The sequence below is a fragment of the Pseudomonas sp. G(2018) genome (assembly GCF_005502415.1).
Classification (GTDB): Bacteria; Pseudomonadota; Gammaproteobacteria; order Pseudomonadales; family Pseudomonadaceae; genus Aquipseudomonas.
This window is the reverse complement of sequence record NZ_SCOO01000067.1, coordinates 1-12066: the sequence shown is the minus strand read 5'-3', so window position 1 is coordinate 12066 and position 12066 is coordinate 1. Positions and strand designations below refer to the sequence as shown.

Annotated in this window: 11 protein-coding genes and 2 pseudogenes; 6 read left to right on the top strand and 7 right to left on the bottom strand. The window is 50.5% G+C overall.

The window, feature by feature from the left end:
- Positions 1-543 precede the first annotated feature (543 nt).
- The 3 genes from FFS64_RS30600 (at position 544) to FFS64_RS30590 (ending at position 3519) form a co-directional block, all read left to right on the top strand.
- Positions 544-2031, top strand: a complete 1488-nt coding sequence (locus tag FFS64_RS30600; protein ID WP_057978335.1) for a SulP family inorganic anion transporter — start codon at positions 544-546, stop codon at positions 2029-2031.
- 11 nt (positions 2032-2042) lie between these two features.
- The gene (locus FFS64_RS30595) at positions 2043-2894 is read left to right on the top strand and encodes a universal stress protein (protein ID WP_057978333.1); all 852 of its coding nucleotides are present in this window, start codon (positions 2043-2045) and stop codon (positions 2892-2894) included.
- A gap of 91 nt (positions 2895-2985) precedes the next feature.
- Entirely contained in the window at positions 2986-3519 is a 534-nt protein-coding gene (locus FFS64_RS30590) for an NUDIX hydrolase (RefSeq protein ID WP_057978331.1), read from the top strand.
- Between the two features lie 112 nt (positions 3520-3631).
- Here FFS64_RS30590 and nhaA read toward each other — a convergent pair whose 3' ends face one another.
- The 5 genes and pseudogenes from nhaA to FFS64_RS30565 all read right to left on the bottom strand — a co-directional run bounded on the left by nhaA (position 3632) and on the right by FFS64_RS30565 (position 7895).
- Positions 3632-4834 carry a Na+/H+ antiporter NhaA gene (gene nhaA / locus FFS64_RS30585; RefSeq protein WP_057978329.1) on the bottom strand — a complete coding sequence of 401 codons (1203 nt, stop codon included), beginning with the start codon at positions 4832-4834 and terminating at the stop codon, positions 3632-3634.
- A 154-nt stretch (positions 4835-4988) separates the two neighbouring features.
- Positions 4989-5242: pseudogene (locus FFS64_RS30580) on the bottom strand (inorganic diphosphatase); the annotation flags it as partial.
- The gene (locus FFS64_RS30575; RefSeq protein ID WP_057978327.1) at positions 5235-5981 is read right to left on the bottom strand and encodes an S-methyl-5'-thioinosine phosphorylase; all 747 of its coding nucleotides are present in this window, start codon (positions 5979-5981) and stop codon (positions 5235-5237) included. The gene FFS64_RS30575 and the pseudogene FFS64_RS30580, both read right to left, overlap by 8 nt.
- A gap of 422 nt (positions 5982-6403) precedes the next feature.
- Positions 6404-7171: a haloacid dehalogenase type II gene (locus tag FFS64_RS30570; protein ID WP_082631613.1), complete on the bottom strand. Its 768-nt coding sequence runs from the start codon at positions 7169-7171 to the stop codon at positions 6404-6406.
- A gap of 151 nt (positions 7172-7322) precedes the next feature.
- Entirely contained in the window at positions 7323-7895 is a 573-nt protein-coding gene (locus FFS64_RS30565; protein WP_057978324.1) for a carboxymuconolactone decarboxylase family protein, read from the bottom strand.
- 319 nt (positions 7896-8214) lie between these two features.
- Here FFS64_RS30565 and FFS64_RS30560 point away from each other — a divergent pair, with 319 nt between their 5' ends.
- The 3 genes and pseudogenes from FFS64_RS30560 to FFS64_RS30550 all read left to right on the top strand — a co-directional run.
- Positions 8215-8745: a TetR/AcrR family transcriptional regulator gene (locus tag FFS64_RS30560; protein WP_082631610.1), complete on the top strand. Its 531-nt coding sequence runs from the start codon at positions 8215-8217 to the stop codon at positions 8743-8745.
- A 55-nt stretch (positions 8746-8800) separates the two neighbouring features.
- A complete protein-coding gene (locus tag FFS64_RS30555; RefSeq protein ID WP_057978320.1) occupies positions 8801-9481 on the top strand; it encodes a haloacid dehalogenase type II in 681 nt (226 codons plus the stop codon).
- A 106-nt stretch (positions 9482-9587) separates the two neighbouring features.
- A pseudogene (locus FFS64_RS30550) lies at positions 9588-9962 on the top strand (copper-transporting ATPase); the annotation flags it as partial.
- A 386-nt stretch (positions 9963-10348) separates the two neighbouring features.
- Here the strand turns inward: FFS64_RS30550 and FFS64_RS30540 are convergent.
- Positions 10349-11224, bottom strand: a complete 876-nt coding sequence (locus FFS64_RS30540; protein WP_057978315.1) for a patatin-like phospholipase family protein — start codon at positions 11222-11224, stop codon at positions 10349-10351.
- A gap of 19 nt (positions 11225-11243) precedes the next feature.
- Positions 11244-12066: DUF547 domain-containing protein (locus FFS64_RS30535; protein ID WP_218571104.1), on the bottom strand; the 823-nt coding region annotated here is incomplete at its 5' end.

Here is a 12066-nt window from a genome sequence, read left to right as displayed (position 1 = left end):
GCTCTGGGAGCGGTTTTCACCTTGGATATAGCGCATAAGAAAAATGCCCGTATCTTGCGATACGGGCATTTTCTTCAACCGGCCAGCAGATTGCTAGGTTTTCACACAGCCTGACTTGGCCGGGTTTTTACCTGCGCTTCTCAACTACGCAGTTCCCAACTGAGAGGGATGGAGAACTGACAAAAGAAGCGCAGGTGGCTGATATTGCCAAAAGGAATTTCTCAAAGCAATCCGCCCAAAGCAAGGTAGCAGGTCGCAATCGACGACAGCTTGACTGTATACTTCCCCCTCAGCCTTACCCCTTGAGCTACAGGAACATCAGCATGACTGTACTCCAAACGATCTACTGGCAGCCTACGCCGCCTTAGCGCTACGCCCCCTCGCAACACCTCGCACCCGCCTGTTTCGCTCGCGGTGCGTACTGCTGTATGCCCGGTTCTTACACCCAAAGCACACAGTCAAATAATCCTCACAGTTTGAATTCGTATCGATGCGCTCGCCATTTGTCTGGTGTGCGTGCGGTGCATTGCCTTGGATATTTCTATGCTGCAAAAACTTAGTCAAACGTGGTTTTCCAACGTCCGTGGGGACGTGCTCGCGGGTATCGTGGTCGCGCTCGCGCTGATCCCGGAAGCCATCGCCTTTTCCATCATTGCCGGCGTCGACCCCAAAGTCGGCCTCTACGCATCCTTCTGTATCTGTGCCGTGATTGCCTTCATCGGCGGTCGCCCTGGCATGATCTCGGCGGCTACCGGTGCCATGGCACTGCTCATGGTTACCTTGGTAAAAGATCACGGGCTCCAGTATCTGCTGGCTGCAACCTTGCTCTGTGGGGTTCTTCAGATACTTGCTGGATATCTCAAGCTGGGCTCGTTGATGCGCTTCGTGTCACGCTCAGTGGTCACCGGGTTCGTGAATGCATTGGCGATTCTGATTTTCATGGCGCAGTTGCCTGAACTCACAAATGTCACCTGGCACGTCTACGCCATGACCGCTGCGGGTCTCGGAATCATCTACCTGTTTCCGTATGTGCCGAAGATCGGCAAGCTGATTCCCTCGCCGCTGGTGTGCATCCTGACCCTGACCGCTATCGCGATGTACCTGGGACTCGATATCCGCACCGTGGGCGACATGGGCCAACTGCCGGACACGCTGCCGATTTTCCTCTGGCCTGAAGTCCCGCTCAACTTTGAAACCCTGCGCATCATCTTCCCGTACTCAGCGGCTCTGGCAGTTGTAGGCCTGCTTGAGTCCATGATGACCGCGACCATTGTCGATGATCTGACCGATACCACCAGCAACAAAAACCGCGAGTGTAAGGGCCAGGGCGTTGCAAACATCGCAGCCGGGATGCTCGGTGGCATGGCGGGCTGCGCCATGATTGGCCAGTCGATCATCAACGTGAAGTCCGGCGGTCGTACTCGCCTCTCAACTTTATGCGCGGGCATCTTCTTGCTGCTGATGGTCGTGTTCCTGGGCGAATGGCTCTCCAAGATCCCGATGGCGGCCTTGGTTGCCGTGATGATCATGGTGTCCATCGGCACCTTCAGCTGGGATTCCCTGCGCAATCTCAAAGAGCACCCACTGTCGACCAACATCGTCATGGTCGCGACTGTTGTGGTGGTCGTGGCAACGCATAACTTGGCCTACGGTGTATTGGTCGGTGTGCTGCTGGCGTCACTGTTCTTTGCAAACAAAGTCGGACATTACCTCGATACCAAAAGCAGTCTTGAAAAGGCAGAGTCTCATCGCACTTACCGCGTTGTGGGCCAGGTGTTCTTCAGCTCCGCCGACAAGTTCACCAATGTTTTCGACTTCAAAGAAGCGGTCAAGAAAGTCACCATCGACCTGACCCAAGCGCATTTCTGGGATATCACTGCCGTTGCTGCACTGGACAAGGTAGTCATTAAATTCCGTCGAGAGGGTGCAGAGGTTGAAGTGCTGGGCCTGAATGAGGCCAGCGCCACAATCGTTGACCGCTTTGGCGTGCATGACAAACCTGACGCCATCGACAAGCTCATGAGCCACTAAGGAGATCAACAATGACCCACGTAATGGCATGCATTGATAACTCACAGTCCTCACTGGCGGTCTGCGACTACGCAGCATGGGCGGCGCAACAGTTAGGTGCGCCTCTTACCTTGCTGCATGTATTGGATGAAGAGAAATACCCAGCAGCAGCAGACCTGAGCGGAAATATTGGTCTTGGAAGTCGAGAGCACCTGCTCGAGGAACTGGCTACGTTAGATGCCCAGCGCGCCAGGCTTGCTCTGGAGCAAGGACAGCACACGCTCGAGAAGGCCAGGGAGCGAACGGTCATCGCCGGCGCAGCTTTTCCTGAATTGAAGCAACGCCATGGCCATCTAGTAGAAAGCCTGAGCGAGCTTGAGAAGGAGATTCGACTGTTGGTCATTGGACGAGTGGGTGAAGACAGCACACGCCGTGCTCACAGCCTCGGCAGCCAAATTGAAGCTGTCGTACGCACAATTCACCGTCCAATTTTGATCACAGCAGGCAGCTACAAAAGACCTGAAAAGGTAATGCTCGCATTTGACGGCAGCCCAACATCGTACAAAACAGTTGAGATGCTTGCCGCCAGCCAGCTTTGCGAAGGGTTACCCATTCACCTGGTTATGGTTGGAACAGACTCAGGAGATAATCGAGAGGCGCTCGATAAAGCCAGAAGCATGCTTCTAACTTCAGGCTTTGTAGTCCATGCAGAGATCCGCCAAGGAGAGGTGGAGTTGGCACTTCACGCTTATCAGGCAGAGCACGCAATTGATCTTCTCGTCATGGGCGCTTATGGGCACTCACGCATCCGACAGTTTCTGGTAGGCAGCACGACTACGACAATGCTTCGAACAGCCACCATGCCTGTGTTGCTGCTTCGCTGAGATAGCGTCCCCGACCACAGTATTTCCAAACCTCAGAAATACTGTGGTTACCCTAGACGATGATTACCTGATCGAGTCGTAACGAGACAGCATGCAACTCATAACCGAAATTATTCATCCAGAGCTGAAATCCAAACAAGGCAGGGTGTTTCGCCGCCATGCCGCACGCGGCATCGTGTTGCGGGACGAACAGATCCTGTTGCTGTTCACTGAGCGCTATAACGACTTTAGCTTCCCTGGCGGCGGTCTTGATGCCGACGAGGACATTGTCACAGGCCTGAAGCGTGAGCTTGAGGAAGAGACGGGTGCCCGTGAGATTAAGGTGCTCCAGCACTATGGCTATATCGAAGAGTACCGGCCCTACTGGAAGCCGCAATACGATCTGATGCACATGACTTCGCACTTTTATCTATCCGAAGTGGCCTCCCAGCTAGAGCCAGTCAGAATGGAAAGTCACGAAATCGCAAATGGAATGCGGCCTGTCTGGATCAACCTGCATGAGGCCATAACGCACAATGAAGCCGTGATGCAGCGTCAGGAGTCATCGATGGGGCAGTCAATTCAGCGCGAAACTTTCATGCTGAAAAAAGTCGCATCCGAGTTGTTGATGACGATTCGCGGTTAAGAGGAGACTCCGGTAGCTTTTGGCGTAAAGCACGATGACCAAACTTCGCCAATCGATGTTCCAGCCACAGGATTTCGATCAGGGAGAAATTCTGTGGCCGTCTTGCTTACGCTTAACTGGAAATCGTGGCGGGCGCAGCGGCAGGAACAGCGCTGCGTCGCAAAATCAGGACACCACCGATTGCAGCCAGGGTCGAACCAATCAACACACCCACTTTTACTTCGTCAATCAGGTGAGCTGATCCTGCAAACGCCAGGTTCCCGATGAACAGGCTCATGGTGAAGCCGATGCCACACAAGAGCGCAACGCCGTAAAGCTGTGCCCAATTGCTCCCTTCCGGTAGCTTGGCCAAGCCCATGCGAATGGCCAGAGCAGCTAATAGGAAAATACCGACTTGCTTGCCCACCAACAAGCCGAGCGCAACACCCAGCGGAACCGGATCGACTAGGTTCTCCATGGAAATACCGGCCAGTGAAACCCCCGCATTGGCGAAGCCAAAAATCGGCACCACAGCGAACGCTACCCACATGTGCAGCTTTTCCTCCAGGAACAGCAGTGGAGACCGGGCTTCCTCTTCAGGCTTGCCCATTGGAACGCAGAGCGCTACAGCGACACCCGCAAGGGTGGCGTGCACTCCCGATTGCAGCACGAAGAACCACAGCACACCACCGACCAGCAGATATGGGAGCAATCGTCTGACGCCCAATCGATTCATTGCGATCAGAATGGCCAGGGTTGCAAGCGATGCCAGCAACATCGGCATGGAAAGACCAGTCGTGTAGAAAAAGGCGATGATGACCACAGCACCCAGGTCGTCGATGATCGCCAAAGCGGCGAGGAAAACCTTCAAAGAAGTCGGGACTCGCTTACCCAGCAACGACAAGACGCCAAGGGCGAATGCAATGTCGGTAGCGGCTGGGATAGCCCACCCCTTCAAGGTCTCAGAGTTACCCCAGTTGATTGCGATGTAGATCAGCGCAGGCACAACCATGCCGCCTAGAGCGCCAAATCCAGGCAAAGCGCGCTGGCCCCAAGTGGAGAGCCCGCCTGCCAGAACCTCTCTTTTGATCTCAAGTCCGACCATTAGGAAGAAGATCGCCATCAGGCCATCGTTGACCCAATGCTCCACAGACATACCCAGCCAGACACTGTGCAAGGCTGCAAAATAACCTTGAGAGAGAGGTGAATTGGCCACAATCAGTGCCGCGAGTGCTGCGCCCATCAGCACAAGACCGCCAGCGGATTCCGACGACAGGAAGCGAGCTAAAATTGCAGCTGCTCTTGGGGTTTCTGCAGGAGTTCTATTGTCGGTCATCAGTGTCCTTGCGCTTCGATCTAAAGAGAATATTTTAACATCCGACGTTTACCGGTGCGGCTGTCCAAATAGCCTGTAACGATTATTGTCACAGGCGAAATCAGCTTCCAGCTTGTTCAACTACGCCCCAGCACCGGCTCGTTCACGAGATTCAGGAGCACTCCTTCACGTTGCTGTACATGGAGCTCAGTTTGTCATGAGGCATTGCGATCACCTTGGCGTCAGCACCGGCTTCGTCTGTCATATACATCACGCCGACAGGACGACTACGAACGACAACGCCAGGCGATATCGGGCAAAAGCAAATAACCAGGACGTCCAAAGGATCACCTTCAGCGGTCAACCTATATGGGGCTAACCTTTGTTGGCCGAGCAAAACAAAGGTGTACCGAAGAAGCGATCAACGAAGGTCAGAGCCAAGGAGCCTAACCAAAACAGCCTTGGCATTGCTCACTCCTACTCGCAACACCGACTCAATCTCCGCCATAGAAATCGCAGACGAAGATTTCCCCGCAGCTGGGTTAACAACCAACGCTAAACATGCATATTCGAGTTCTAACTCACGAGCCAGTGCCGCTTCTGGCATTCCGGTCATACCTACAATGTCACAGCCGTCACGCTCCATTCGGATTATTTCCGCAGCTGTCTCTAGGCGAGGGCCTTGCGTGCAGCCATAAACACCTCGTGCACTGAAATCAAAACCCTCAGCCTCCAATGCAGTAATCAGCCTAATACGCAACTCATCAGTATAAGGTTTGCTGAAATCAATATGAGTGACTTTTTCTAGATCTTTATCAAAGAACGTCTGCTGACGGCAGTATGTATAGTCAATTAGGTCGTGAGGAACACAAAATTTACCAGCTCCCATTGCATGATTAATCCCACCAACAGCGTTGAAGGCGAGAATTGAATCTGCTCCGGCCTGCTTAAGGGCCCAAACGTTAGCTCTGTAGTTAACTTGATGGGGCGCATAGCGATGTTGCTCGCCATGGCGCGACAAAAACATAACCTCCCGATCTCCATAGTCGCCTATATAAATATCACCAGACGGCTCACCGTAAGGAGTATTGATTGATATAGACTTTCTATTTCTAAGGTCTTCCAAGTCGGCTAGCCCAGAACCACCTATAATTGCGTAAACGGTCATATATAATCCTTCAATAGAATAGTCGCACCTTTCACAGCTAAGGGGAGGCGCTAATTTTGGATGTGCAGTTGTATACTGAGCGACCTGAAGGCTGCTTGGTCGATTGACTGGTTGTCCATTCGAGCTAGCCGACTTCAACACACTTTACGGCCAATTTGAAAAAACCGTCAAGACAAAATAAATTGGTGATTAACAATAGACCTTGCCTTGAAGTCTTATAAGTTCGTTTTTGTTTGGTTTTTTAGTGGCGTAATGCTTAGGGGGACGGGGTGAAAACCAAAAAACGGAAATGTATAAATGCTATGCAATAAGCGGTTTTAAAAGTGCGGTGAGTGGAGTACGCAACAAGTAAGAATGATGCTCCACTCAACCTCAATAATTTAAAGCCCGCTGGCAATTAACGTCAGCAAGCAATTTTTGGCTTAACGCTTCGGCAGTAAATTCGAGAGCTCAACCAAGTCATTTACTATGTAATCAGGTGATTTCGCTAATGGATAGATTGCCTGTCCAGCTCGTGCTACGAATGCTGTTTTCATGCCTGCCTCCTTAGCGCCGGCTACATCCCAGCCATGTGCAGCGACTAACAAGGATTCCATGCCGTTTACTCCAATTTTTTGCATTGCCCAATCATAGACCTTTAGATTTGGCTTATAACTGTGCACAGCTTCACCACTCAAATACTCGTCAAACAAATCGTACAATCCTGCGTTTTTCAGTTGTTTCTCTACGGTGGAACGTGACGAGTTTGTCAAGGCCACTAATTTGTAGCCTTTCTTCTTTAGCGTTTCTAATCCAGTGCGAACATCAGGATGCGCCGGAAGGCTAGTGATAGGGGCGATAGCTTTCTTGGCCTGGTCTTGAGTAACAGTCAATCCATTCGATTGAGCAACCATCATTAGTGCTGCGGCACCAATCTGACCAAAGTCATGGTATTGATTAACTGATGTCTCTACTAATGAATAATGCAGCATCGTCGAAAACCAAATGCTCAACAAGTCAGGCCTGCCACCAAGCGCATCTCCGACTGTTTTTTGTAGAGGATGAAGATCTAGAAGGGTTTCATTTACATCAAAAAAAATAACTTTTACATCTGCTTCCGAAGCTTTTGTTTTCTGGCTTGCGAATGCTAATGGGGAAGCGACCAGCAATGCAGCCATTAGAAAATTAAAAACAGATCGAATACTTTTCATCTTTGGTCTATCTCTCATAATTTGAAAAAATGGGCAGCATTTGAGTAATCCTGTGTTCTATGTTTCTTGCGCGAACACGCATTTCTCGCAACCAAATCAGTGAGCGCTAAAACGCAACCTGGAAGCGCTCAACCGGCATGACAGGTTGAAATCAGTTCTGCGTCCAGGCGCGGGCTGCAAACTTTTCATCTAGGGGTGTATGAATGAGGTGATTGGAGTAATTGCTGAGGGTCTTCACGGCCAACGCGAGAACGATTTCGAGGATGTGCCGCTCGCTGAAGCCGGCCTTCAAAAACGACTGAACTGACTCTTCAGTTGGTAGGCCACGGGTCTGGAACATTACGCTGGTAAATTCGGCTAAAGCGGCAAGCTTGAAATCACTGATTGGTGTGCCATTACGAATTGCGTCAGTCACCTCTGGGGCCACGCCTGACATGACGTCTGCCAAGGTGCTATGAGCAGCCATACAGTATTCACATCCGTTCTCGCGGCTGATGATCAAGAAGATGACTTCTTGTTCTTCCGAGGAGAACCCTGATTCTTTTCTAAAGGCTGCATAGCCTTGCAGGTAGGTTTCGAGCAAACCTGGTGAGTTAGCCATGCGTGCATACATGTTAGGGATAAACCCTGTCTGTGCTTTTGCCTTAGTCAGTACATCCCGGCCATGACCTTCGGTAGATTCAGGAGTAAGCGACGGGAGAGAAATTTTGTATTCGCTGAGCATTATGAGCTCCTCTGTTTGCGGACTGATCAGTCCTTAATGTGGCTCGGTTGTGGCTCCGAGTGTCCCAAGACTTCTGGAAAAATTTACTGAGGGTCACTTTTTATTTTGGGACTGATCGGTTCACAAGTCAATTTCTCCCGAGAAACCAATCCTGTGGAATGATGCTCGCACCAGTTTCAGGGGCTAAAGGGATGGATTCCGCTGTGTCGTCAGCAGCCTTACCCGGTCGGGCTTTGAAAAAATCCGATCAGTCGATAATGGCCGCATGAATCGCGGACGCCCCAGAATCTTTGACCCTGAACTTGTACTGGAAAATGCCATGGAGCTTTTCTGGAGTCGAGGCTATGACGCCACGAGCCTGCAGGATCTGCTTGAAGCTACTGGTCTTTCCAAAAGTAGTCTTTATGAAAGCTTCGGTAACAAACAGAGTCTATTCGAGACTGCATTCACTCGATATTTCGAGGGACGGGCAAGGTTTATGCGTGAGCGCCTTGACGAGTCCGAGTACGCGCTCGAATTCATTCGAGAATGCCTGATGTCCGTGCTCGAGGATGCTTCGCGAGACAGCCCCCGTGGCTGTATGCTCGTAAACGTAGCCAACGAATTTTCATCTTCCGACCCGGCGGTACATCGCCTGGTGATCCTGGCTTCCAAGCGATTCCGTCGAGTGTTCGAGTTAGCCTTTGAGCGAGCCCAAGAGAGCGGTGAAATATCTGCTGATAAGACGCCGGAAGAGCTTGCCCTCTTAATGCATTGCGTAATGAATGGTCTGCGCACCCAAACCAAATCTGGGCTCTCGCATCAAGAGCTGCTTACGGTGATCGATCTGGTGATGGAGCGCTGGGCTTAAATTTAATTAATTATGGACTGATCGGTTCTTAATTAACTCAAGACGGATTACCACGATGATCAAGGCAGTTGCATTCGATATCTACGGAACGTTAATCGACACTCAGGCTGTACTAGGCCAGTTGACCCAAGTGGTTGGTGAGAAAGCTGTAGATGTGGCGAAGACTTGGCGACAGAAACAATTGGAGTACAGCTTTCGCAGAGGTTTAATGCGGGATTATTGCGACTTCTCTGTATGTACTCGCGAAGCATTGATCTTCGCCTGTCGTGAGCAGCAGATTGAACTGGACGATGCTGAGATCCAGGTGCTCATGAACACCTACTCTGAGCTTGATGCATTCGCTGATGTAAGCAGCGCGTTGGAGGAAATGGTAGGCAGTGGCTTGCGTCTGTACGCATTTTCAAATGGTAGCAAGCAAGCCGTCGAGCGGCTGCTACAGCACGCAAATATTCTCGATTACTTCACGGAGATTGTAAGCGTAGAGTCGGTGCGCTCCTTCAAACCCGCGCCAGAAGTTTATGATCATCTGGTCGACGTGTGTGCGCTGCCCTCGGCAGAAATCTGTTTGGTTTCAAGCAACACCTTTGATGTCTTGGGAGCAATGTTTTCGGGCTTGAAATGTGCCTGGGTTAATCGTGACTCAGCGGCGCAATTTGATCCTTGGGGAATTAAGCCGCACATAGTCTTGGATGGCTTGGCAGGTGCCTGCCACGAAATACAAAGTCTTGATGTGTAAATAGTGCCCTAAGGAGTCAGATCGTGAAGGAGGCCTGGCTGATTGTAGTCGTTTTTGACACCACACTGCGCACCAGGTTTTTGGTAAGCGTCCGACCAACACACCCCAAAACGGCCGGAAGGATGCCATGGCTGGCGACGGAATCAACGACGCACCAGCCCTGGCGCGATCAGGTGTGGGCATCTCCATGGGGACAGTGACTGACGTTGCGATGAATAGCGCGCAACTCACGCTGGTAAAAGGCGACCTGATGGAAATTCTACGAGCACGGGCACTTTCAGTTGCAACAGTAAACAACACGCGGTAAAACTTGGGTTTCGCCTTTCTTTACAACTCGATGGGTATTCCCCTCGCCGCAGGTCTGCTCTACCCACTGACGGGACATCTCATGTCGCCAATGATCGCCGCCATAGCCATGAGCATCAGCTCTGCATCTGTAGTTTTCAATGCATTGAGACTGAGGAATACCCGAATAGATTGAGTTTCATCGATGCTCGTAGCCAAAAATAGATAACTCTTAACCTTGCCGTTGTGTAAGCGTTAATTGTTTAAGCCAATCAAGCGCTGATCCGAAAGAGGATGGCGGGCAGACGTGACCGTGTCCGACTACTCGACAATCATATCCGGTCGCGGGCAATTGGACGTCACTATGTACAGTCTGCAATTATACTGTGTTAATGGCGGCCCTGATGAGGCTGATCCCGTCGGTAGTTTCAACGGACATGATCCGTAAGCCTATCTGAAGGCATCCTCACGTTGCTGCCAGCGCAGAAAATCAGTCGAGTAGACGAGTTATTGCCACATAAGTGGCAGCCGACGTAATCACGCAGAGTAGCTTCGCCGCTCGCGTACCATTAGTTAAAGTAATCAGAACAAATGCATCTCAGCGTGAGTATGCGCCTGAAGTGAATCCGGCACACCAGATGACTCTAAGCCTCCGGACTCTAGCCAGCTTATAGTCTGTGCGTAAGCCCTCTGAAGCAGAAGCTCTGTTTGATTGAAGTCAAACACAGAAACACCTAGTGGGCACAGTGGAGCCACTACATGAATATTGGCACGTGAAGAGAAAAGTTCTATATCACGTACCAACTGTCGCATGCTCATCAGGTTTATGCTGTGTAAAGCTAACGCAACCAGGCCAATTGGTGGTTTGATACACGCACAACCAAAGCCTGTTGGTACTACAATGACCCGAGTCGCACCCAGCCCTATAGCACTTGCGATTGGTGTGTTACTTGCCACTCCACCGTCTATCAATAGCTTATCTGCGATCTGTACATAAGGAAATACCAATGGAATCGCAGCGCTGGCAAGTAACGCCAATTCGACATCACCACTGGATAAAAGGACTTCAGCGCCACTGAGCAAATCGGTGGTTACTATATGTAGTGGTAGCTGGGTATTTTCTATGAGTTTTACGGGTAGTGCCCGAGCTACCAATCGCTTCAATGCTGAAGGCTCAAGCAGATAGCCTCGATGAGTGATCAGCGCAGTTAGGGTGTCCAGCATTGAAAGTGGAAATATATCTGTTCTTCGCAAGCCGCGCCAGATATCGGCGAGCTCGGCTATACCTTCTTCAGTTGGTTTGGAAGCAAAATATGCGCCATTGATAGCGCCAACTGAGGCACCTACAACCATGTCGAACGATATTTTTGCTTCTACTAGCGCCCGGAGCATACCTACCTGAACAGCCCCTAAGCTGCCGCCTCCGGCGAGAACGAGTGCAGTTTTATTGTTTTTCATGCGGATACTCCATGTCATTTCAACTCGATTGATTTAACGACCAATCGTATTCAAGAAAGTCTAGTTGAATGCCTTGCTCTATTCGCTCCCGAACCGAAGGTTCATCAGTCAACAATTGGTCATTGAGACTCAGAAATTTTTCTAGAGACCCCCACTTACCCGCGAAGTCTTGACCATACCAATCAAATATTTTGGAAAGCTCCAATCTGCCGGTCTTGGGATTGAATCTGTTTCGGGTCCGGTCGCTGAGAAACCGTCTCTGTCCGTCCGCAAGTTGTGTGTCCAGTTGATTTGCATTAAATGCCTCATTACGAAGCGCAGGGCAGCCTATGGAAGCGCAATTTACCGCGAAATGAATACGAGGATCGTTATACACACCAGGTCGTCGGATCAAAGAATGTTCAAGATAGTCGAGACTTATGGTTTGCCCCAGAAGGGGAATAAACGCCTGACTCCATGGGCTCTGGAAGATACTACCAACATCCTTGATCGATTTGACTGGGTAGTGTTCGAGAACCAATTTAACGGTGAAAGCGTTGTACGCATTAAGAAGGAAAGCTAACTGTTGATATTTACTCCAGGCATCAAATTCTTGCCGGCTGACCGTTGACAGTTCATCTAAGAAATCTGTGAGGTCTTTTTCATCTCGCTTGAAGCCAGAGTAATCGACCTCGCTGGCAAGTCCGCCACGAACCCAGTGGACGTTATTCTGAAGCAATGTGTTCCATCTTAAATTTCGGTGGTCGTATGTTGTTTGTGCATGTGTCAGACCGCTAACACAAAGCAAAAACCCAATCATTAGATAGCGCATTATTTTACCTTTGAGGAAGTTGACGCTAACT

Coding starts and splice junctions, on each gene's coding strand:
- FFS64_RS30600 (WP_057978335.1), top strand. CDS start 544: ATGCTGCAAAAACTTAGTCAAACGTGGTTTTCCAACGTCCGTGGGGAC.
- FFS64_RS30595 (WP_057978333.1), top strand. CDS start 2,043: ATGACCCACGTAATGGCATGCATTGATAACTCACAGTCCTCACTGGCG.
- FFS64_RS30590 (WP_057978331.1), top strand. CDS start 2,986: ATGCAACTCATAACCGAAATTATTCATCCAGAGCTGAAATCCAAACAA.
- nhaA (WP_057978329.1), bottom strand. CDS start 4,834: ATGACCGACAATAGAACTCCTGCAGAAACCCCAAGAGCAGCTGCAATT.
- FFS64_RS30575 (WP_057978327.1), bottom strand. CDS start 5,981: ATGACCGTTTACGCAATTATAGGTGGTTCTGGGCTAGCCGACTTGGAA.
- FFS64_RS30570 (WP_082631613.1), bottom strand. CDS start 7,171: ATGAAAAGTATTCGATCTGTTTTTAATTTTCTAATGGCTGCATTGCTG.
- FFS64_RS30565 (WP_057978324.1), bottom strand. CDS start 7,895: ATGCTCAGCGAATACAAAATTTCTCTCCCGTCGCTTACTCCTGAATCT.
- FFS64_RS30560 (WP_082631610.1), top strand. CDS start 8,215: ATGGAGCTTTTCTGGAGTCGAGGCTATGACGCCACGAGCCTGCAGGAT.
- FFS64_RS30555 (WP_057978320.1), top strand. CDS start 8,801: ATGATCAAGGCAGTTGCATTCGATATCTACGGAACGTTAATCGACACT.
- FFS64_RS30540 (WP_057978315.1), bottom strand. CDS start 11,224: ATGAAAAACAATAAAACTGCACTCGTTCTCGCCGGAGGCGGCAGCTTA.